Consider the following 21509-nt stretch of genomic DNA (forward strand, 5'->3'; position numbering starts at 1 on the left):
GGTGCCCTTATAGAGCAGCGGGAGACGTTTCGTCTTGGTTCTTGCACCACCTCAGGATGAGGTCGCTATTCTAGGCGCGCCGTCACGGTCGCCAGGGCTCGTGGACCTCGCGCTCCACCTCTTCCTCGCGGCCGTGGGTGATGACACGGGCGAGTGCGCGCAGCGCGGTCTGCACGCCTTCGCCGGACTGCGCGGAGAGCACCAAAGGCGTCTTCTTCGCCGCGCGCTTCAGGCGGGCGACCTGTTCCTTGAGCGTGTCGGGATCGAGCGCGTCGGCCTTGGAGAGGGCGACGATCTCCGGCTTGTCCTCCAGCCCGCCGCCATAGAGCTCCAGCTCCTTGCGCACGGTCTTGTAGGTCTTGCCGGCATGCTCGCAGGTGCCATCGACGAGGTGCAGCAGCACGCGGCAGCGCTCGATATGGGCGAGGAAGCGGTCGCCGAGGCCGACGCCTTCGCTGGCACCCTCGATCAGGCCGGGAATGTCGGCCAGCACGAATTCGCGCCCGTCCACCCGCACCACGCCGAGGCCGGGGTGCAAGGTGGTGAAGGGATAATCGGCGATCTTCGGCTTGGCGGCGGTGGTGGCGGCGAGGAAGGTCGATTTGCCGGCATTGGGCAGGCCGACCAGGCCGGCGTCGGCAATCAGCTTCAGCCGCAGCCAGATCCAGCGCTCCTCGCCCTCGAGGCCGGGATTGACGCGGCGCGGCGCCTGGTTGACCGAGGTCTGGAAGTGCGCATTGCCGAAGCCGCCATTGCCGCCCTTGAGCAGGCGGATCTTCTGGCCGATCTCGGTGAAGTCGGCGAGCACGGTCTCGCCTTCCTCGTCCAGCACCTCGGTGCCGGCCGGGACCTTCAGCACCACGTCGTCGCCCTTGCCGCCGGCGCGGTTCTTGCCCATGCCGTAGCCGCCCTTCTTGGCCTTGAAGTGCTGCTGGAAGCGGTAGTCGATCAGTGTGTTGAGGCCATCGACGCATTCGATCCATACGTCGCCGCCGCGCCCGCCATCGCCGCCGTCCGGGCCGCCGAACTCGATGAACTTCTCCCGCCGGAACGACAGGCAGCCGGCTCCGCCGTCACCGGAGCGGACATAGATTTTCGCCTGGTCGAGGAATTTCATCTGATTTCACGCGGCAGTTCGGAATGACTGAGTTTCTCACGTCATGGCCTGGCTTGTCCCGGCCATCCACGTCTTCGTGTCCACCTCGCGGCGGGTGCCCGTGGATGCCCGGGACAAGCCCGGGCATGACGGACGATGGGCAATTACGTCCGGTTGTTCAATGTCGCCGATCCAAGCTCCGGTCGACCTGCCGGCCCCGCGTCGGATGGGCGGTTGCGCCCCAGGCGCGCAACGAGGCCCACAGGCTTCGCTCCAGCCGGAAGCGATCGACCGGAACCGAGGCGCCGATGGAGCGCACGCGGGTGAGGCCCGCGCCGGTCCACTGGAAGCCGCACTTCTCGATCACCCGCCGCGAGCTCGGATTGATGACGCGGGCGGCGGCGAGCAGCGCCTCGTGGCGCAGATCACCAAAGGCGTGGTCGATCAGCGCCCGCACCGCCTCGGTGGCGATGCCGCGGCCCCAATAGGGCTCGCCGAGCCAGTAGCCGATCTCCGGATGCTCGCCATTGCGCGAGACGAAGCCGCACATGCCCACGGGAATCGGCGGGCCGATGGGGTTGAAGCCATCGGTACGCAGGAAGATGGCGAAGGTCGCCGCGCCGGCGCCGGTGGGCAGATTGGCGACGAAGGCGGCGGCGTCCGCCATGCCATAGGGGTGAGGTATGTTCGCCGTCATCTCGGCGACGTTCCGGTTGTCCGCCAGCTCGGCGATCCAGGCCATGTCCTCGATGCGCGGCGCGCGGAGCACGAGCCGTTCAGTTTCGAGGACGGCGGTACTGCTCTCGGCGAGTGTGGACCCGGGGGTCGCTTCAACGAGTGTCATGACGGTCTCCTGGTGCCTGGATCGAAGTGCCTGGAACGACGAAGGGGAGGCGTTGGTCTCGCCTCCCCCGGCATTCGGGCACCTGGATTTACGGGCTCCAGGATTCCACCGGTTTGACGAGACCGGTGGGACCCTTGGATCTCACCGCCTTATTCGGCGGCCTCGGCGGCCGGAATTACGTAGACGTAGGTTCGGTCGTTGGCTTTGTTTCGGTATTCGACTTTGCCGGCTTCGAGCGCAAAAAGGGTATGGTCCTTGCCCATGCCCACATTGGTACCGGCATGCCAGCGCGTGCCGCGCTGACGAATAATGATGTTGCCGGCAAGAACGGCTTCGCCGCCGAACTTCTTCACGCCGAGACGGCGGCCAGCCGAATCGCGACCGTTGCGGGAGGAACCGCCTGCTTTCTTATGAGCCATATTGCTCTCCTATCTTCGCTTGGCGGTCTCAGGCGCCGGTGATCGAGGTGATGCGGACGACCGTGAAGTCCTGGCGGTGCCCGATCTTGCGGCGCGAATTCTGACGGCGACGCTTCTTGAAGGCGATGATCTTGTCGCCACGCTTGTGGCTGACGATCTCGGCGGCGACTTCGGCGCCCTCGACCAGCGGAGCGCCGATCTTGGGGGAATCCCCGCCGAGCATGAGCACCGGGAAGGTCACGGTCGCGCCGGCTTCGGCTTCGATCTTGCCGAGCGTCACGACTTCGTCGGCGGCGACCCGATACTGCTTGCCGCCTGTCTTGATGACCGCGAACATATTATGTCCTTTCGTTCGAGCCCGATCTCCGCACCTTGTCAGTGCTGGACCGGCTTCTTTCGGTCGGTTGATGGACTGCGCGGCTCATGCCACGCGGTGGCGCTCTTAAAGCGACGAGCCGTTTCTGTCAAGGATTCGCGGCCACTTCACGGCGTCTTCGCAGCTTGCGGCGAACCATTCCGTTGCGCCCGCGTTGACGGGCACCACCCGGTTCGACAGGAGCATATCGATGGACAAGCACCGTATCACGGGCGCCGCGCGGGAAATGAGCGGCCGGCTGAAGGAAGTCGCCGGCAGCGCGAGCGAGGAAGCCGCCCGCCGCGCCGAGGGCGCCTATGACGAGGCGCTCGGCTATGGCGCCCGCGCGCTGGGCCAGGCGAGAGACCAGGCGCGCTATCTCGCCGACGACGCCTATGAGGCCGGCCAGCGCCTCTATGGCCAGGGCATGACGAGCCTCTCGCGCCAGGCCGGCGCGCATCCCCTCGCCATGGTGGTGGCCGCCGGCCTCGCCGGCGCGGCGATCGCGTGGCTGATGATGGGCAGCAACAGCAACCGGCGCTGACGCTGTCTGGCAGAGACGAGGCCGCCGTCGCAGGACGGCGGCCTTTATGCGTGGCTCGCCGATGTCGCGGCTTTCGCTTCGCCAGGCTGGGGCATGTTCGAAACGCAAAAGCCTGCCAAGTCTTGCGGAACCTGTTCTGGCCCTTGTGCGATCCGCCGGCCTCGGTTATTCAGCCCCGGCTCCAAGGCCCGGCTTTGCCGTGGCCTCCCTGCGGAGGGGTGCCGGAGTGGTCGATCGGGACGGTCTCGAAAACCGTTGTGCGTGCAAGCGTACCGTGGGTTCGAATCCCACCCCCTCCGCCAAATAGCTATCTTTCAGCCTCTCACGTCATCTGACGCCCATCTGGCTCACGAAGCCGGAAACCGCGTCCGCCTCCGCGGCCGAAGCAATTCATCTGCAGGTAGCGTTTCCAAACGCCATTGACGGCGCAATTGCGCGCCGATTGCCGCAAGCCTCAGCTTTTCTAATGCAAAGTCTCGGAAGCTATTATTATGCAAATCCTGAGGTGCGCCTACTCTTGCAGCGTCAGTTTTGGCCACTCGGCCAACGTCTGGAGGAGGGCGCCATGTCTGCTTCCGCACAATTACAACCGACAGCCCATCACCAGGAAGGCGAACGAGCCTCGCTGGCTTCCGCTGACCGCGAGGCATTTATAGCTGCCATGAGCGGGGCGGTGACTGGGGTCCACGTGGTGGCTACTGAAGGCCCGGCCGGCCAGTTCGGCGTCACCGTCAGCGCTGTGGCCTCGGTCTCGGCAGATCCCCCGATAGTCCTCGCCTGCGTTAATCGCCGCAGCCCGGCGGCGGACGCCATCCGCCGCAACGGTGTGTTCTCGATCAATCTCCTTGCCGATCATCAGACGCAAGTGTCCGACGTGTTCGCTGGACGCGCCCCCGATCGGGCGGCGTTCGATTTCGGCTGCGCGGAGTGGCGTGAAGGGCCGACCGGCTGCAAGCTTCTGAAGGACGCAGTCGCTAGCTTCGACTGCGTGGTGGAAAACGTCTGCGACGCCGGCACGCATGTCGTGCTCTTCGGTCGTGTGGTCCACGCACTCGGCGCCGGGCACACCCCGCTGGCCCATCATCGCCGCACCTACTGCACCGCATCGCCGATAGCCGCGCAAACCTGAGCGCGCACGGCAAATAATGTCTCTTTTGAAGGTTGGTCCCACATGATCAGGACAGGCAATCAGTATCGCGACTCGCTTCGCGACGGACGTCGCATCTGGATCAATGGCGAGCGCGTCACCGACGTGACGACGCATCCGATGTTCAAGCCCCTGGTCGACATTCGCGCCCGCATATACGACATGGCGCACGAGCCGCGGCTCAGGGACGTGATGACCTACGAGGAGGGCGGCGAGCGCTTCGCCATCGGCCTCAAGCTGCCCTACACGCAGGATGATTGGCACGCTAAGAGGCGCGCAACCGACACAATCCTGGAAGACGTAAAAGGCATCGTTACCCGCGTGGGAGACGAGACCGTCGGCGAAATGTGGTCGCTATTCGACGGCCAGGACGTCCTCAATGAGGTCGATCCCCGCTTCTCCGAGAACATCAAGCGGCACATCGGGCTCGTCATTCAGAACGATCCGTTCCACGTCTCGGCCAACACCGATCCGAAGGGCGACCGGTCAAAGCGTCCGCAGGAACAGGATCCCGACATGCTGTTGCATGTCGTGAAGGAGACGGATGCCGGCATTATCGTGCGCGGCGCAAAGTACGAGACGGCGGCGGCCTACGCGAACCAGGCCTTTACCAAACCAACCATCGCCAACTGGGGCGACGAGAAGCTCTCCGAGTATGCGGTCGGGTTCGTCTGCGATTTCTCGTCGCCGAACCTTCGCTTCATCGCCCGCACGGGTTTCGCCGGCCGGGCGCCGATCGAGGACTACCCGCTTTCCAATCGGTTCGATGAGGTCGACACGCTCGTCGTCTATGACGACGTGCTGATTCCCTGGGAGAACGTGCTGTTCTATCAGCACACCCGCGCTGCCAGCTTCATCCGGGCAACGCTGCACCGTTACTCCGCGTTCGCCTTCGTTCAGCGCAATCTCAAGCTGGCTGACATGATGATCGGCGCTGCGCTCTGGAACGTGCGTCAGACCGGCCTCGAAAAACAGCAGGCGGTGCAGGAAAAGCTGGCCGAGCTCGCCTGCTATCGCGAGGGGATCAATGCGCACCTCACCGCGGCCATCGCGACCGCCGAGAAGAGCCCGGCCGGTCTAATGATGCCGAACCAGTCACTGCTGATGACCGGCCGCGTTCTCGCCTGCTCCCAGCTGCACAATATGATGCATCTCGCGCGCGAGCTTTGCGGCGGCCAGATCTGCGTGACCCCGGACGCGGCCTCATTCCGCGATCCGGAAGCCGGAAAATGGCTCAGCAAGTATTACACGTTGAACGACAACTGGCAGGCGGAGGATCGCCGCCGGCTCCTGGCATTCGCCCGCGACCTGCTGAATTCCGACTATGCCGGCCATCGGCTGACCTTTCAGCTTTTCGCACAGTCGCCTCCGTTCGCCCATCTCGGCGCCGTCTACCGCAATTTCGACTGGGACGATTCGCTGCGCTTCACCAAGGAAGCCGCCGGCTTGTCGGACCGCGTCTATGGCCGCCCGGCCGCTGCGGCTGAGTGATCTCAACAGGAAACGCCTTCAATGATCCACAAGCGCCTTCGCCCGTTCAACACCAAGGAAACCTATCCCGAGCAGAAGCTCGACAACGACCTGTCGCAGGGCGTGGTGGCGCGGGGCACCATGGTGTTCCTGCGTGGCCAGGTGGCGCAGGATCTCGACACCCGCGAAAGCCTTCATGTCGGTGATGCCGGCGCGCAGACCGCCAAGGCGATGGCCAATATCAAGCTGCTGCTCGAAGAGGCCGGCAGCGAGATGGCGCACATCTGCCGGATCGTCGTCTACCTCACCGACATCCGCTACCGCGAGGCGGTCTACCAGGAAATGGGCAAGTGGCTGAAGGGGGTGTTCCCCTGCTCCACCGGCCTCGTCGTGCCCGCGCTCGCCCGCCCGGAATGGGTGGTCGAGATCGAGGTGACCGCCGTCATCCCCGATCCCTCGTGAAGCGCGGGAAGCCGGAATGACCTTCTCCATCTCCGCCCGCTGCTCCCGGACCGGCATGTTCGGCATCGCCGTCTCCTCGTCGAGCCCGTGTGTCGCCGCCCGCTGCGCCCATGCGCGCGCCGGCGTCGGCGTGGTGGCGACGCAGAACATCACCGATCCGATGCTGGGACCGCGCGGCCTTGCCCTGCTCACTGAGGGATTGTCGGCGGATGAGGTGATGGCGCGGTTCGCAACCGAGGCGCCGCATTTCGACTACCGGCAAGTGGTGGTGCTGGACCGGCAGGGCCGTGCCGCCGGCCATTCCGGCGCCCACACGCTCGGCACGCACCGCATCGCGCTGGCGCCCGATGCCGCCGCGGCCGGCAATCTGCTCGCCAATCCGGACGTGCCGGCGCGCATGGTCGAAGCCTTCCTCGCCGGTCCGGACCAGCACATCGGCAATCGCATCATCGCCGCCATGCTGGCGGCGTTGGAGGCGGGCGGCGAGGAGGGTCCGGTGCATTCGGCCGGCATGCTGCTGGTCGACACCGTCGGCTGGCCGGTCGCGGACCTGCGCATCGACTGGTCGCAGGCCGACCCGATCGGTGAGCTCGCCGCGCTGTGGCGGCTGTGGCAGCCGCAAATGGACGCCTATGTCACCCGCGCGCTCGATCCCCGGGCCGCGCCTTCCTATGGAGTGCCCGGCAACCTTTGAGATCCGGTTCGCGCGAAGCTGGCGACTTGACCGCGGGAGTGGCCGAGTGATCAATCGCGTACCGCGGTCAAGCGCCCGGTTCCCTGTTCCGCCGGCGGATGACCCCCAACCGTGATCATGACAGGTTCACAATCCTACTCGATGCGCTTCACGCTGAGGCAGCTCGCCTATTTCGTTGCCGCCGGTGAAACAGGAAGCGTCACGCAGGCCTCGGAACGCGTGAATATCTCTCAGCCCTCGGTATCGGCGGCCATTTCGCAGCTTGAGACCGAATTCGGACTTCAGCTGTTCGTGCGTCATCATGCACAAGGGCTGTCGCTGACATCGGCCGGCGAGCGCTTCTTGCAGGCGGCAAAGGCACTGCTGTTGCAGGCCGAGGAACTGCACGAGGTCGCGGACGAGGTGGCCAACGCGGTCGCCGGCCCGCTGCAGGTCGGATCGTTCCGGACACAATCGCCACTACTGGTGCCGGGACTCTGCCGCGGGTTCCTCGACCTCTTCCCACGCGTCAAGCTTTCGGTGCTGGAGGGCGATGAAGAATCGCTGCTGGCCAATCTCCGACGCGCCGAGACGAGCCTTGCCCTGACCTACCGGCTCAATGTCACGGCCGATCTCGACTTCGAGCCGCTCGCGCTGCTGCCGACCTACATCGTCCTGCCGGCCGATCACAGGTTCGCGCAGCGCCGTTCGCTTGCGCTTGCCGAGATCGTGGAGGAGCCTTTCATCCTGCTCGACATGCCGCTGAGCCGCGAGTACTTCGTTTCGCTATTCCTGCGTAACGGCCTTACGCCGAACATCGTGGCACGCTCGGATTATCCGGAAACGGTGCGGTCCTACGTCGCTAGTGGCTTCGGCTTTTCCCTGCTGACGGCGCGCCCCGTGAACAAGGCAGCGCTGAACGGCCTCCCGCTCGCCTATGTGCGGCTCGAGGGCGAATACGAGCCCATGGTCCTCGGAATCGCCACGCTGAGAGGCCTGCGTAAGCCGCGCACGGCTCAGGCCTTCATCGACTACTGCCGAGCGACGATTTCCACCGAGCGTCTGCCCGGCACGGCCTCCTGGCCAGACTGAGTCGTCCGCACGCGGCGCGTCCGCCGCGAGCACGCCCACGTCACGCGCTTATTGCAGTGCGCCCTCGCAAGGCCGAGGCCCGACGTAGGCGTAACCTCGACAACTTGCGTCGTCAGGAGGCGATGAACTCGATCATGAGCCGGTCGCGACGGGGAATTGCGGCGGTGCCGGGGCCTGGTCGGAGATGCATGCCGCGCCGACCATGAATCAATGTTCCGCTGCCCTGCGAAGCGCGGTCATCCGAACCGCGGATCAGGACCCGGTAATCACCGGCGGCCGGCAGGATGACGTCCGCCGGCCATGCCACTTCGATGCCATAGCCGTCGCTGCGAAGCGCTTCCACCTCCACGCACCACGCAGCGCCGAGAAGCACCGTCGCCGCCGCGATGTCCCCGACCTTCAGCATCTGGCGCACGAGCGAGGATGAACAGACCGCATCCTGCTGATGGAACGTCGCCACCTCGGTGACGCCGAAGCCGCGTTCACCACCGATGCGGCGCAGGACGGCAACGTCACCGGCGCGGCGATGGCCGAACCGGAAGTCCGCTCCCGCCACCACATGCGACACCCGCAGGCCGCGCGCCAGCGTGCCCTCGACGAAGTCCGCAGCGGACTGGGCGGCGAAGGCATGGGTGAAGCGCGGCACGAAAGCGAAGGAGAAGCCAAGTTTTGCGAAAGCCTCGAGCTTCGTGCCGACGGAGGTGATGCGGAATGCTTCCGCATTGGGGGCGAAGAACTGACGCGGATGCGGCTCGACCGACATGATGCCGATCGGCGCGCCGCGCGCCACCTGCCGGGCGGCATCGAGCAGCGCCGCATGGCCGCGATGAAAGCCATCGAAATTGCCGAGCAGCAGCACGCTGCCGGCGAGGCGATCAGGCGTCGTATCCGCGGATTCCAGCACCTCGAAAGGCCGCTGGATCGGCGCGGCGGCCGACAGCGTATCTCTGAAGGGGAAAAGGGCGGTGTCGCCAGCGCATTCCATGGCATGAGTATGGGCGCCGGAACGGTTCAGCGAAAATATGAATACATGACCGCTCGCCTCAGCAAAACCGTTCCAGTCAGGGCGAGCGCTCACGCGGCCGGGAACGCAAGCGCCAGCGGATCGAGCAGGCGGCGACTGTCTTCCGCGTTGAACAGTCCACGCTCCACTGCGAGCTCGGCAATCGGCCGCCCGAGGCGCAGCGCTTCCAGTGCCAGCGCGGCAGCGTTGGAATAGCCGATCAGCGGGACCAGGGCGGTGACCACGCTAACCCCGGCATCGAGATGAGCGCGGCAGCGCGCAGAGTCCGCTTCAATCCCGGCAATGCAATGGACATTCAGGGATCTTACGGCGCGCGTGAGGAGGTGGAGCGAGGCGTGAAGATTGAAGGCGATCAGCGGCTCCATGGCATTGAGCTGCAACTGCCCCGCCTCGGCGGCGAGGGTCACTGCCAGGTCGTTGCCGATCACCTGGAAGGCGACCTGGTTGACCATCTCCGGAATGACCGGATTGACCTTTCCTGGCATGATGGAGGAACCCGGCTGCATCTGCGGAAGCAGGATCTCGCCAAGGCCGCCGCGCGGTCCGCTGGCGAGGAGACGCAGATCATTGGCGATCTTCGAGAGCTTGGTCGCCAGCCTTTTCAGCATTGCGGAGAACAGCACGAAGGCGCCCATGTCCCAGCTCGCCTCCACGAGATTGCGGGCGCGTAGCAGGGGTACGCCGCTGATCGCGCGCAGCTCGGCGATGGCGTGGTTCGCGTAACCTGGCGCCGCGTTGACGCCCGTGCCAATGGCGGTGCCGCCGAGATTGACCTCGCACAGGAGGGTCTCCATCTCGCCAATGCGACCGATGTCTTCCTGCAGCACGGTGGCGAAGGCAGAGAATTCCTGGCCGAGAGTCATCGGCACCGCGTCCTGCAATTGCGTCCGCCCCAGCTTCACGATCGCGGTGAAGGCCGCGCTCTTTTCCTCCAGCACCGCGACCAGGTCCGCCAGTGCCGCCTTGAGCGGCGCGGCGGCAAGGATGACGGAAAGGCGGACCGCGGTCGGGTAGACGTCGTTGGTGGACTGCGAGCGATTGACGTCGTCATTGGGATGGACCGGCTCGTACCGTCCCGGCGCGCCGCCAAGGCTCACATTGGCGAGGTTCGCGATGACCTCGTTCATGTTCATGTTGGTCGAGGTGCCGGCGCCACCCTGAATGACATCCACAGGAAAGGCCGCCGCGTGCTTGCCGGAGGCGATCTCGTTGCATGCCTGCTCGATGGCCTGCAGCTTCTCGGGCGACAATTGCCCAATGCGGAAATTGGCTCGCGCGGCCGCGCGCTTCACCATGGCGAGCGCGCCGACGAGCTCACGCAAGCTCCCGATCGGCAGGCCCGTCACGTCGAAGTTGCGACGTGCGCGCTCGGTCTGCGCGCCCCACAGTGCCTCGGAAGGAACCTCGACCATACCGAGAGTGTCGTGTTCTGTGCGGACTGATGGCATAGCGTCACCCTGTTTCCTGGATGACCCTAGGTTCGTCGGAGGAGCGCCGAAATTGGGAAAAACCGATGCTGTGCATCAGTTTGGCCGGGCCACGCTTCCACTCGAACGGAGCCGGTATCGGCTTTTTATCAGCAACACCTCAGAAAATTTAATTTTTCAGATGCAAGGCGGCGCTGCACATTTTCGCATCGCGCGCATTTCGCAGGCGCTGCGACGCAACATCGTATTTTGCGATGCGCTTCGCTGCTTGGGTCCATAACGGATAGGTCTTCCATGCTTGCGTCCGTCTCGAAGCCGCTGGTGACCTTCTCGAGCATCGACAAGACGTACGATGGCGAGACCTTCGTGACGCGCAACCTCAACTTCATGATCGAGGAGGGCGAGTTCCTGTCGCTGCTCGGACCCTCGGGCTCGGGCAAGACGACGACGCTGATGATGCTCGCCGGCTTCGAGGCGCCGAGCAACGGCACTATCCTGCTCGGCAAGAGCCGCCTCAACGAGACGCCCCCGCATCGCCGCAACATCGGCATGGTGTTCCAGAACTACGCGCTGTTCCCGAACATGACGGTGGCGCAGAACATCGCCTTCCCGCTGTCGGTTCGCCACGTGCCGAAGGCGGAACAGCAACAACGGGTCGAGCGCGCGCTTGCCATGGTCGAGCTCGCGCATCTGGCCGAACGCCGCCCAGCGCAGCTATCTGGCGGCCAGCAGCAGCGCGTGGCGCTGGCGCGCGCCCTGGTGTTCGAGCCGAAGCTCGTGCTGATGGACGAGCCGCTCGGCGCGCTCGACAAGAATCTGCGCGAGTCGATGCAGTACGAGATCAAGCGCCTGCATGAGCGGCTCGGCGTCACCATCGTCTATGTGACGCACGACCAGTCCGAAGCGCTGACCATGTCCGACCGGGTCGCGGTGTTCCACCACGGCCGGATCCAGCAGATCGCCACGCCAAAGGAACTCTACGAGGACCCGGCCAATGCCTTCGTCGCGAATTTCATCGGCGAGAACAATGGCTTGCAGGGCCGGGTCACCGCCCATGACGGCTATTACGCGACGCTGGCGCTGACGCCCGAGATATCGGTGCGCGGCCGTGCCGGCGAGGGGATCGCAACCGATGGTCCGGCGGTCCTGGCGCTCCGGCCGGAGAACGTGTCGTTCGATGGCGAGGCGTCCGGCGAGGGCAACCGGCTTACCGGCACGATCGACGAAGTCATATATTGCGGCGACCACTGGCGCCTGCACCTCACCGCCGCGGGTCGGGACGGCTTCATCATGAAGGTCCCGAACAAGACGGCGATGGCGCCCCCGGTGCCGGGGCAAGCCGCAACGATTTCCTGGGGCCAGGACGATTGCAAGATCGTCGCGAACGAAGGCGCCTGAGAAGACCAACCACCAATAAAAACCTACAGAGGACAATAAAATGCGTGATCTCGTGAATTCAGGAAGGCGAGTTCTGCTCGTCGCGACCAGTTTTCTGGCGCTCTCTCTGCCGGCGTCCGCCGCCGACAGCCTGACGGTCGTCACCTTCGGCGGCGCGTTCGAGAACGCCGTGACCAAGGCGTATTTCGAACCCTTCACCGCCAAGACCGGCATCAGCATCGTCAAGGAGCAATATGATGGCGGCCTCGCCAAGCTGCGCGGCATGGTCGAGGCAGGCAACACCACCTGGGACGTCATCGATCTTGAATCGAACGACGCCATAGCTGGCTGCGACGAAGGGCTTCTGCAGAAGCTCGATCCGAAGCTGCTAGGCGACCTGTCCGACTACATCCCGGGCGCCGTGCTGCCGTGCGCCGTCGCCTCCATGGTGTGGTCGACGGTCTATGCGTACGACACCTCGCGCATGAAGACCGCGCCGACGACGATGGCGGATTTCTTCGACCTGACGAAGTTCCCGGGCAAGCGCGGCCTGCGCAAGAGCCCGAAGGGCGCGCTGGAATGGGCGCTGATCGCCGATGGCGTCCCGGTTGCCGAGGTCTACAAGGTGTTGGGCACGCCGGCAGGCCTCGACCGGGCCTTCAAGAAGCTCTCGACCATCAAGAGCCAGATCGTGTGGTGGGAAGCCGGCTCGCAGCCGCCGCAACTGCTGGCCGACGGCGCGGTGGCGATGACGATGGCCTATAATGGCCGCATCCGTGTCGCCCAGCTCGAGGACAAGCGTCCCTTCGCGATCGTCTGGGACGGCCAGGTCTATGACTATGAATGGTGGGGCATTCCCAAGGGCGCCAAGAACGAAGCCGGCTCCAAGAAGCTGATCGAGTACGCTTCCAACCCCGAGAATATCTGGAAGCTGTCGAACTACATTCCCTATGCGCCGCCGCGCAAATCGGCAATTCCGCAGGTCGACAAGGCCGTGCTCCCGCATCTGCCGACCGCACCGGATAACTTCAAGAACGGGCTCCAGATCGACTCGGAGTTCTGGGCGGACAATTTCGACAGCATCAATAGCCGTTTCATGAGCTGGCTTGCCCAGTGATCCCATCCGGGTGGCGGGTTCGACCCACCGCCCGGCCTTTCCAGACACAAGCCGGCCACGCGCCACGACAGGCGCGCGTGGCATGGCGCGTGCTTCATTGACTAGGGGGATCGCTGACGTGAGCATGAGCGCCATGGAGCTGACATCGCCGGGGCGTGCGCGAAGCCGGACCGTCGATCCGCGCGCCGGATATCGCGCCGCGCGGCGGCGCGAGGCGTTGCGCGCATTCCTGCTGGCCGTGCCGCTGCTGGTCTTCCTCTCGGCCACTTTCATCTATCCGATCGGCAAGCTCCTGCTGATGAGCGTGCAGAGCGAGGAGGTGGTGAACGCCGTACCCGGCACCGCAGCGCTGCTCGCCGGATGGCCGGGCCCGCCCGAATTGCCGTCACCCCAGACCTTCGAGACGCTGGCCGCCGACCTGCAGAAGGCGCAGCAGGAAGGTTCGCTCGCCGCCGCCGCGCGCCGGCTGAACAATTACGAGCCTGGCTTCCGCACCCTGTTGCTGAAGACGGTCCGGCAGCTCCCCTCGACCAGCGGGCGCCCCTACAGCGAGGAACTCCCGAAGATCGACAAGCGCTGGGGCGAGGCGGAGACCTGGCGGCTGCTGAAGCGCGCGGCGACCCGCTACACGCCCGATTTCCTGCTCACCGCGATGGACCGCAAGGTCGGTCCCAGCCAGACGATCGTGCCGGTCGAGCCGTCGCAGGCGATCTATGTCGATGCCTTCATACGAACCTTCTCGATCAGCGCCTCGGTGACGCTGATCTGCCTGATCCTCGGCTATCCTGTCGCCTGGCTGCTCGCGAACCTGCCGGCGCGGCAGAGCAATCTCCTGATGATCTTCGTCATCGTGCCGTTCTGGACCTCACTGCTGGTCCGCACGACCGCCTGGTACGTGCTGCTGCAGCCCAACGGCGTCGTTAATTCGCTGCTCGTCGGCAGCGGCCTGACGAGCGGTCCGATCGCGCTGATGTTCAACCGCACCGGCGTGCTGATCGGCATGACGCATGTGCTGCTGCCCTTCATGATCCTTGCCAATTACGCGGTGATGCGCGGCATCCCGCCGGTCTATCAGCGCGCCGCGGTCTCGCTGGGGGCGCATCCTGCCCTAGCGTTCCTGCGGGTCTATGTCCCGCAGACCATGCCGGGCATCGGCACCGGCACTTTCCTCGTCTTCGTGCTGGCGCTCGGCTACTACATCACACCGGCGCTGCTCGGCGGGGCGGGCGACGAGATGATCAGCCAGATCGTCGCGCTGCAGATGGACCGCCAGCTCAATTGGGGATTGGCCGGCGCGCTCTCCGTCTACCTCGTGATCTTCACGCTTGCGGTCTACGTCGTGTTCAACAAGCTGGTCGGCGTCGACCGGCTTCGGCTCGGCTAGGAAAAGAGGCGGAGACTGTCCATGAGCGTCGACACGACAACCGTCCTCACCGAACGCCTCGCGAGGCGCGGCGTGCGCATCTTCTCGGCGGCGGTGCTGATCTTCCTGGTCGCGCCGGTGCTCATCGTCATTCCGCTCTCGTTCAACCAGAGCACCTATTTCTCCTATCCGATGACCGGCGCGACGCTGGGCTGGTACGAGACCATCTTCTCCTCCGCGGAATGGCGGGCAGCCATCGTCAACAGCTTCGTCATCGGACTGAGCGCGACGGCGATCGCGACGGTGCTCGGCACGCTGGCGGCGATCGGCATCAGCCGACCCAGCTTTCCGTTCCGCGGGCTGATCGTGCCGATCCTCATCGCTCCAATGATCATCCCGATCGTTATCGTCGCTGTCAGCCTCTATCTGGTGTTTGCGCCCCTCCAGCTGATCAACACACATCTCGGCGTGGTCCTTGCCCATGCCGCGCTCGGTACGCCTTTCGTGGTCATAACCGTCACTGCGCGGCTGATGGCGTTCGACAACAATCTCTCGCGCGCGGCGGCAGGGCTTGGTGCTTCGCCCTGGACCTCGTTCCGGCGGGTGATGCTGCCGCAGATCCTCCCGGGCGTCGCAACCGGGAGCATCTTCGCCTTCGCGACCTCGTTCGACGAGGTGGTGGTGATCCTCTTCATCGGCGGCACCGAGCAGCGCACCATTCCGCGCCAGATGTGGGCGGGCATACGCGACCAGATCAACCCGACCATACTGGCGATGGCCGGGCTGCTGACGATATTCGCTATTGTACTGTTCCTGGCGATCGGCTGGCTGCAGGGGCGCAACAGCGCCCCGAGCCGCTGAGGCGCATTCAGCCGCGCGGTGGCAGCATCGCCGAAAGCGGAAGGTCGGCGTTGGCGACGTCCCGCCGGGCCGGGCTGACGCCGGCAGCGAGCAGGCGACGTCCGATCATGTAGCTCGAAGGATCGTTGATGGCGTCGACCGCGAGCAATTCCTCGCCACGGAAGTACCAGATCGACTTCGCGTCGCCACGCTGGCCCGGCCGCACCACAATGGAATCGTGGTCGTGGCCGATGCCCACGATCTGCAGCTTGGTATCGTACTGATCAGACCAGAACCAGGGCACCGGCGCATAGGCGCGCTGCCCGCCGGACAGGTTGGACGCGGCGATCTCGCCCTGGTCGCTGGCGTTCTGCACGGATTCGAGCCGCACAGTCCGCCCGCCGAGCGGAAAGCTCGCGCAATCGCCCGCCGCGAGGATATTCGGGTCGGCGGTACGGCAGCCGGCGTCGACGACGATACCGTTCGCCGTCTCAAGGCTCGCATGCGCGGCCAGCTCCGCATTGGCGAGGCCGCCGATGCCGATGACGACGAGGTCGACCTCGTGCTCCGAGCCATCGGAGAGGATCGCGCGCTGCACCCGCTCCGCGCCGCTCAGCGCATCGAGGCCCGTCGCTTCGCGTATCTCGACGCCGCGCGCCGCGTGCATGGTGCGGAAGTGTTCGGCAGTGGTCGCGGAGGCGACACGACCGAGAATGCGCGCGCCCGCCTCGAGGAGCAGCACGGAAAGTCCGCGGCTGCGCGCTGCTGCGGCGACCTCAAGGCCGAGATAGCCGCCGCCGACGACCAGCAGGCGCCGACCCGGCCGGAATTCGGCCTGCAGGCGCGCCGCGTCCGTCAGCGAACGCAGTGTATGGACGCCCGCGAGATCGCCCCCGGCTTCGCGGCCGAGCGGCCGGGCGCGGCTTCCCAGGCAGAGCACCAGCTGGTCGTAGGCGAGCTGCTCGCCGTTGCGGAGCACGAGGCGGCCCTCGCGTCGCGAGATTTCCTCGACGCCGGCCCCGAGGCGCAGGTCGACACCGTCGTACCAGGATGCCGGGCGGATCAGAAGGTTCTCGATCGAGATTTCCTCCGCCAGGCAGCTCTTGGAGAGTGGCGGACGCCGGTAGGGCAGGTGCTCCTCGTCGCCGACGAGCACGATCGGCCGGGTGGCGTCCGCGGAGCGCAACGCGGCAATACATGAAACGGCGGCCTGCCCGGCGCCGATGATGACCACGCGACCGTCCATCATGCCGGCCCCGGAACGTCGAGGACGAGCCCATCGAGCTCGGCCCGCGCAAGGATCTGGCAGCTCAGCCGGCTGGTAGGCGTGCGCTCGCCATCGATCATGTCGAGCATCTCGTCCTCCATGATGCCGGGCGAGCCGAGCCGCTCCGCCCATGCAAGATCGGTCGCGACGTGGCAAGTGGCGCAGGCGAGCGCGCCGCCGCAATCGCCGTGGATGCCGCGAACGCCCGCGGCCACCGCGGCCTCCATCAGGTTCGTGCCGGTGGCGACATCCGCGCTGGTCTCGGTGCCATCGGCGCTAAGCCAGGTTATTTGGGGCATCAGGATACTCCCTGGGTCGTGTCGCAAGGCATGCGCCATCGCCTCCGTCGGTGACGGCCGAGATTTCAGCAATGGGCTGACAGGCGGTCTCTAGGTCGCAACAAAGGCCACGACGTTCCGCTCGCTTGCGGGCGCTGCGTCCGGCAGCTGCCGGCCGAGATAGCGGTAGAAGTCCCAGATCGTGCCTTCATAGTCGCGGGGCGCCAGCGGTCCCGATGGGGCAAAGCGGGAGGAGAGGGCGCGCTGCATCTTCTCCAGCTTCTCGCGATCCTCGCGATTGACCTCGTGCCACAGCGCGATCCGGCTTTCGAGCTCGTCCTGGGTGAGTTCGTCACTATGGGTCGACATCGTCCAACGCACCCGGATGCGGTCGACAGCCAGCGGCTGGATCGAGAGCGAGACCAGCAGTGTCGCTGCCTGGCTGGCGATCTGGGTGGGGAACAGGCAGAACAGCGTGGAGCGCCGGCGCTCCTCTTCGCTGAGGCCGGGCGCGCCCAAGCCCCGCGCCGCCGCCGTTTCGGGATAGTTGGCGCAATAGGAGGTGAAGGCGTCATCCGACATCGACTTCCGGCTGAGGCCGGTCGGCGTATACGGATGCAGCGTCTCCGGATGCACCACCGAGAGATGGTAAGCCTCCATGAAGTTCTCCACGAGGCACTTCCAGTTGGTCTGCCACTCCTCCTCGAAGGTGCGCACGATCCGCATCCCGGCGGTTTCGTAATTGGCGAGCAATTGTCCGAGCTGTCCGAGCCGCGGGCTCAGCGGGCGGGCCTCCGGATCGAGATTGGCATAGATGAAGCCGTTCCAGATCTCGCTTCGAAACGAGGGCAGGCTGCAGGTTTCCTCGGTCACGCCCTTGTCGCGCATGCGCGGTGCGTTGATCAGCTCGCCGGCGCGGCCATAGCTCCAGGCGTGGTAGGAACAGACGAAACGCCGCGTCGAGCCGGAGTTCTCGGCGAGCGGCATGCCGCGATGGCGGCAGAGGTTGGTCAGCACCCGCACGACGCCATCGTCGCCGCGCACCACCAGCAGCGGCTCGTTGAACAATCGTGTGGTGAAGTAGTCGCCGGGCTTCGGGATCTCGTCGGCCCGGCCGAGGCAGTGCCATTCCCTAGCGAGGAAGGTTTCCACCTCATACCTGAAATAGTCGGGATCGGTGTAGAAGCGGCCCGGCAGGCATTGCGCCCCGTGCTCGGGGAGCGCGGCGACCGCCCGCAACGTCTCGTTCATCGTGGCGATATCGGAGAGCGCACCGATTGCCATTGCCTCACTCCGCCGCAAGAGCGAAGGAGCGATCGAAGCCGGTGGCCCGGTCGGCGATGTAGTGCATGAAGTCGTAGATCGGGCGCTCCAGATAGGACAGATGGCCGGCCCGCGCCGCGCCAGCGTTCATGCCCCGGAACACCTTCTCGGTGCAGCCGCGGTCTTCGACATTCACCTCGTCCAGCAGGTTCTTGAGCGTCGCCACATATTCGCCGGCGCGCGGATCGGCCATGAATTCCGGCGACAGCCCGCCCCCGAACACCATCGCCACCTGGCCGGTGCCCTTCGGGTGGAGGGACAGGTACCAGAAATAGCCGGGGGTCAGCGTGATGAGGTGGCTGGGATAGAGGGCGAGCAGGGCAGTGGTCTTGCGCCAGCGTCCTTCGAGGCGGGTATTGTCCGGGTGCGCATTGCCGATCGGCAGCGACGCCTCCTTGGTGATCCAGTGATAGTTGAAGGCGGCCAGACCCGGGGGACACTCCATCTCTTCGAGCTTTGAGTGGCCGCCCACGGTGCCCGCATGGCAAACCGGCAGGTGGTAGCTCTCCATGAAATTCTCGGCGAGTACCTTCCAGTTCGTGTCCCACACATGGGTCTCGCGGAAGCACTCCACGTAGTCTTCCATCTGGTACTGGGCGATCATCTCTTCCAGCGGGCGCAGCGCAGAGGCGACGCTCGGACGATCCTTGTCGAGGGTGATGTAGATCCAGCCGAGCCATTCCTCGCAGCGGATCGACGGCAGGACGTAGTCGTCCTTGCAGAAGCCGGTGGTCTCAGTCATGAACGGCGCCCCTCGCAGGTGGCCGTCGAGGCCATAGGTCCAGGCGTGATAGGGGCAGACGATCGCACGCTTGTTGCCGGAGCCTTCCAGCAGAGTAGACATGCGATGCAGGCAGACATTGGAGAAGGCGCGCAACTGGCCGTCCTTGTCGCGCAGCACCATGACCGGCTGGCCGGCAAGCTCGTAGGTAAGATAGTCGCCAGCATTGGCGAGCCCATTCGAGCGGCCGACGCAAATCCATTCCTTCGAGAAGATCGTCTCGATCTCGCGGGCAAGGAATTCCGGGCTCGTATACACGCTCGGCGGCATCGCGCGCGCATCCTCGAACGGCCGGCCGGCGGTCTCGATCAACTCGGCGACGGGCTGGGCTAGCGACATGGCGGACATCCTCGTCTTCGCAATAGAGCCGAGCCTTGTTCCGGTCGAACTGGCGTGTGCTCGAGAACCAGATTGAACTTTTTTTAAGATAGGTGAAAACTCAAATATCCTTGGTTTAGACAAGCTCGAATATGGTTCGTTATACGCTGCGCCAATGCACTTATTTCCGCGCCGTCGCCGAGCATGGCGGCATCGCGCAGGCAGCGCGTGCCCTCAATATCTCGCAGCCTTCAGTGGCGCAGGCGCTGGACAAGCTTGAGGGCGTGACCGGCCTCGTGCTGTTCGACCGCCACCACGCGCGAGGGCTGACGTTGACCCTTCAGGGGCGCATCTTCCTTCAGCACGTGACCAGCCTTGAACAGCAGGCGCAGCAGGTCGAGCGCGAGGCTTCGGCCCTGGCGGCAGAGGCCGCGGGCGAGATCCGGCTCGGCGTTTTCTGGACGCTGTCGCCCTTCTATGCCGCCGGCCTCATTCGCGCCTTCGCCGACGAGGCGCCAGGCGTTATCGTCCGCCAGCGAGAGATGTCGCTGGCCGATCTCGCGCACTCCCTCAGGGAGGGCTCGATCGATCTGGCGCTCACCTATGATCGCGGAGGGGAGCCCGATGGGCTGGCGTTCGTCGAACTCGCCGCGCTCCGGCCGATGGTCGTGCTCGCCGCCGGCCATCGGCTCGCTGGCCGCTGCTCGGTCGATCTCGCGGAGTTGGCCGATGAGCCTTATGTGATGCTCGATGGCCCGGGGAGCCGCAGCTATTTCGAGGGACTGCTGGACGAAATCGGTATCAGCCCGCGCATCTCGTACATCTCCACCTCGCTGGAATCGGTACGCAGCGCGGTCGCGGCGGGCTTCGGCTTCACGCTGCTGGTGATGCGCCCGCCGTCCCCGATCACCTATGACGGAGGGAGGGTGGAGACCCTCCAGATCGACAATAATGTGCGTCCGCTGCGCATTGTGCTCGCCTCGCGCGATGGCGCTCACCGCGGGCTCATACTTCGGCGGTTCACTGACCATGCGGTCGCGTATTTCGCGTCCCGCCAGGGAACGCGAGCATAGTGCGCAGGGCATTGTCGCTCGCGCCAGCGCGCCTGTGGTGACGAGTTGTCCCCGTTCGCCGGGGGCCGCCTATGGCCCGAGCCTGCGATGGTTCTTGAAAGCACGCGAGTCGAAATGCGGTCCAAATGCCGGAGCGACCGCAGCCGATGCTCGCCGCCAAAACGGGGACGTCCAGCCCGCCTAAGGAGTGGAGTGAGCAGTTCTTTTCAGAACGAAGGCGCCAGATGGCGGGTAATGTCGGTGGCTGCGGTCCATTGCAGCCGGTCCATCATTCCTGGGTACATGCGTCGGTTGGCCGGCCGCGCAAGAACAGCTTGGTTCGGCCTACGGCGCCGGAGCTCAGGGTTTAACGCCGGACAACGAGATCGCGAAGTATTGGCTGTTCAAAGCGGCCGAGCAGGGAAATGCTGCTGCGCAGGGCGCCATGGGAAGGATCTATCTCGATGGCCAAGGCGGAACACCCGACCGCCAAAAAGCAAACGAATGGTTCCGAAAAGCTGCCGCTCAGGGAAACGCGCGCGCGATCGAAAGCCTCAAAATGCTCGGTGTAGCTTTATGAGGCCGAGCATCCACTGGCGCGGACGAAAGGGATTGCAGGTGAGCCCCCTCGCGGCCCGAGCCGCGCCTTGCCCATGCTATGGGGGCGGCTCGGAGGTCGCGGCTCATTTGTCGGCTTCGAGCATGGACTCTACGGCGCCAATAGCGACTTCGAGGTCAGCAATCTTCCGCAGCGCGTTGTCGGACGGGATGGTGCCTGCGTCAGCCGCGGACACGATGAGTTCGTGCTGGGCCCGGAGCAGGCGGGCTCGAAGGGCAGTCAGTTTTTCTTGCATGATTTCGTCTGGAGAGGTTGCCACGGCTAGCCAGCCTATCGCGATGCGCTGCTGCGTCGATATGCAACTGCTTAAAAATTAGAAATATCCCCATCATTCCAGAGGAAAGTTCAAGCACCGAACTGTCACCGTTCCATGCGATACTGCTGCAATGCGGGGCGCGATTGGCGTCGCGCCCGCTGCCCTCCTTGGGCGTTTCCTCCCTAGACTTGGGCCGCTCCGCTTGCGTGAGCGGCCCCTTTCTTTTTGGGCGCGTCGCCTGGAGCGAGGAGCGTCACGTGTCCTGGAGCGAAGAGAGCCTCATGCAGGCATCGGCTAAGCGTGCCCGCCGATGCCCTTTGACACGCCCACTCTTCAATCCACAAAGGATCGACCAATGGCCGCCT

22 protein-coding genes and 1 tRNA gene are annotated in these 21509 nt (G+C 65.1%); 12 read left to right on the plus strand and 11 right to left on the minus strand.

Annotated elements, in window-relative coordinates:
- Positions 1 to 82 precede the first annotated feature (82 nt).
- The 4 genes from obgE to rplU all read right to left on the minus strand — a co-directional run bounded on the left by obgE (position 83) and on the right by rplU (position 2696).
- Positions 83 to 1117 (minus strand): GTPase ObgE, encoded by a 1035-nt coding sequence (gene obgE / locus G3545_RS20095; protein ID WP_170015023.1) that lies wholly within the window; start codon positions 1115 to 1117, stop codon positions 83 to 85.
- Between the two features lie 157 nt (positions 1118 to 1274).
- On the minus strand, positions 1275 to 1940 hold the full coding sequence (locus G3545_RS20100; RefSeq protein ID WP_170015025.1) for a GNAT family N-acetyltransferase: 666 nt from the start codon (positions 1938 to 1940) through the stop codon (positions 1275 to 1277).
- A gap of 149 nt (positions 1941 to 2089) precedes the next feature.
- On the minus strand, positions 2090 to 2359 hold the full coding sequence (gene rpmA / locus G3545_RS20105) for a 50S ribosomal protein L27 (RefSeq protein ID WP_170015027.1): 270 nt from the start codon (positions 2357 to 2359) through the stop codon (positions 2090 to 2092).
- Between the two features lie 28 nt (positions 2360 to 2387).
- Positions 2388 to 2696, minus strand: a complete 309-nt coding sequence (gene rplU / locus G3545_RS20110; RefSeq protein ID WP_170015029.1) for a 50S ribosomal protein L21 — start codon at positions 2694 to 2696, stop codon at positions 2388 to 2390.
- Between the two features lie 229 nt (positions 2697 to 2925).
- On the opposite strand from rplU, the gene G3545_RS20115 reads away from it, so the two are divergent.
- The 7 genes from G3545_RS20115 (at position 2926) to G3545_RS20145 (ending at position 8102) form a co-directional block, all read left to right on the plus strand.
- Positions 2926 to 3258, plus strand: coding sequence for a CsbD family protein (locus tag G3545_RS20115; protein ID WP_170015031.1), 333 nt, complete (start codon positions 2926 to 2928; stop codon positions 3256 to 3258).
- Positions 3259 to 3470: 212 nt separating this feature from the next.
- Positions 3471 to 3560: transfer RNA gene (locus G3545_RS20120), tRNA-Ser, on the plus strand.
- Positions 3561 to 3823: 263 nt separating this feature from the next.
- Entirely contained in the window at positions 3824 to 4387 is a 564-nt protein-coding gene (locus tag G3545_RS20125; protein ID WP_170015033.1) for a flavin reductase family protein, read from the plus strand.
- Positions 4388 to 4429: 42 nt separating this feature from the next.
- Entirely contained in the window at positions 4430 to 5896 is a 1467-nt protein-coding gene (locus tag G3545_RS20130; protein ID WP_170015035.1) for a 4-hydroxyphenylacetate 3-hydroxylase family protein, read from the plus strand.
- Between the two features lie 21 nt (positions 5897 to 5917).
- Positions 5918 to 6337, plus strand: a complete 420-nt coding sequence (locus G3545_RS20135) for a RidA family protein (RefSeq protein WP_170015037.1) — start codon at positions 5918 to 5920, stop codon at positions 6335 to 6337.
- Between the two features lie 16 nt (positions 6338 to 6353).
- Positions 6354 to 7031, plus strand: a complete 678-nt coding sequence (locus G3545_RS20140) for a DUF1028 domain-containing protein (protein ID WP_170015039.1) — start codon at positions 6354 to 6356, stop codon at positions 7029 to 7031.
- 141 nt (positions 7032 to 7172) lie between these two features.
- A complete protein-coding gene (locus tag G3545_RS20145; RefSeq protein ID WP_170015041.1) occupies positions 7173 to 8102 on the plus strand; it encodes a LysR family transcriptional regulator in 930 nt (309 codons plus the stop codon).
- Positions 8103 to 8214: 112 nt separating this feature from the next.
- On the opposite strand, the gene G3545_RS20150 is transcribed toward G3545_RS20145, so the two are convergent.
- Positions 8215 to 9087, minus strand: a complete 873-nt coding sequence (locus tag G3545_RS20150; protein WP_170015043.1) for a bifunctional riboflavin kinase/FMN adenylyltransferase — start codon at positions 9085 to 9087, stop codon at positions 8215 to 8217.
- 89 nt (positions 9088 to 9176) lie between these two features.
- The gene (locus G3545_RS20155; RefSeq protein WP_170015045.1) at positions 9177 to 10574 is read right to left on the minus strand and encodes an aspartate ammonia-lyase; all 1398 of its coding nucleotides are present in this window, start codon (positions 10572 to 10574) and stop codon (positions 9177 to 9179) included.
- 273 nt (positions 10575 to 10847) lie between these two features.
- On the opposite strand from G3545_RS20155, the gene G3545_RS20160 reads away from it, so the two are divergent.
- From G3545_RS20160 to G3545_RS20175, 4 genes are all read left to right on the plus strand, one after another.
- Positions 10848 to 11951, plus strand: a complete 1104-nt coding sequence (locus G3545_RS20160; protein WP_170015047.1) for an ABC transporter ATP-binding protein — start codon at positions 10848 to 10850, stop codon at positions 11949 to 11951.
- A gap of 40 nt (positions 11952 to 11991) precedes the next feature.
- Complete coding sequence (locus G3545_RS20165) at positions 11992 to 13047, plus strand: ABC transporter substrate-binding protein (RefSeq protein ID WP_170015049.1); 1056 nt, start codon at positions 11992 to 11994, stop codon at positions 13045 to 13047.
- A gap of 124 nt (positions 13048 to 13171) precedes the next feature.
- Positions 13172 to 14431: an ABC transporter permease gene (locus tag G3545_RS20170; RefSeq protein WP_246702922.1), complete on the plus strand. Its 1260-nt coding sequence runs from the start codon at positions 13172 to 13174 to the stop codon at positions 14429 to 14431.
- A 21-nt stretch (positions 14432 to 14452) separates the two neighbouring features.
- A complete protein-coding gene (locus G3545_RS20175) occupies positions 14453 to 15271 on the plus strand; it encodes an ABC transporter permease (RefSeq protein WP_170015051.1) in 819 nt (272 codons plus the stop codon).
- A 7-nt stretch (positions 15272 to 15278) separates the two neighbouring features.
- Here G3545_RS20175 and G3545_RS20180 read toward each other — a convergent pair whose 3' ends face one another.
- The 4 genes from G3545_RS20180 to G3545_RS20195 form a co-directional block, all read right to left on the minus strand.
- Positions 15279 to 16496 carry an FAD-dependent oxidoreductase gene (locus tag G3545_RS20180; RefSeq protein WP_170018180.1) on the minus strand — a complete coding sequence of 406 codons (1218 nt, stop codon included), beginning with the start codon at positions 16494 to 16496 and terminating at the stop codon, positions 15279 to 15281.
- Positions 16496 to 16816: a 2Fe-2S iron-sulfur cluster-binding protein gene (locus G3545_RS20185; protein ID WP_170015053.1), complete on the minus strand. Its 321-nt coding sequence runs from the start codon at positions 16814 to 16816 to the stop codon at positions 16496 to 16498. The genes G3545_RS20180 and G3545_RS20185 overlap by 1 nt, the downstream gene beginning before the upstream one ends.
- A 90-nt stretch (positions 16817 to 16906) precedes the next feature.
- Complete coding sequence (locus G3545_RS20190; RefSeq protein WP_206151298.1) at positions 16907 to 18079, minus strand: SRPBCC family protein; 1173 nt, start codon at positions 18077 to 18079, stop codon at positions 16907 to 16909.
- A 4-nt stretch (positions 18080 to 18083) separates the two neighbouring features.
- Positions 18084 to 19238 carry an SRPBCC family protein gene (locus G3545_RS20195; protein WP_170015055.1) on the minus strand — a complete coding sequence of 385 codons (1155 nt, stop codon included), beginning with the start codon at positions 19236 to 19238 and terminating at the stop codon, positions 18084 to 18086.
- A 131-nt stretch (positions 19239 to 19369) separates the two neighbouring features.
- Between G3545_RS20195 and G3545_RS20200 the strand changes: the two genes are divergently transcribed.
- Complete coding sequence (locus G3545_RS20200; RefSeq protein WP_170015057.1) at positions 19370 to 20290, plus strand: LysR family transcriptional regulator; 921 nt, start codon at positions 19370 to 19372, stop codon at positions 20288 to 20290.
- A gap of 662 nt (positions 20291 to 20952) precedes the next feature.
- Here G3545_RS20200 and G3545_RS20215 read toward each other — a convergent pair.
- The gene (locus G3545_RS20215; RefSeq protein ID WP_170015061.1) at positions 20953 to 21123 is read right to left on the minus strand and encodes a hypothetical protein; all 171 of its coding nucleotides are present in this window, start codon (positions 21121 to 21123) and stop codon (positions 20953 to 20955) included.
- Positions 21124 to 21509 lie beyond the last annotated feature (386 nt).

Source organism: Starkeya sp. ORNL1 (assembly GCF_012971745.1).
Classification (GTDB): domain Bacteria; phylum Pseudomonadota; class Alphaproteobacteria; order Rhizobiales; family Xanthobacteraceae; genus Ancylobacter.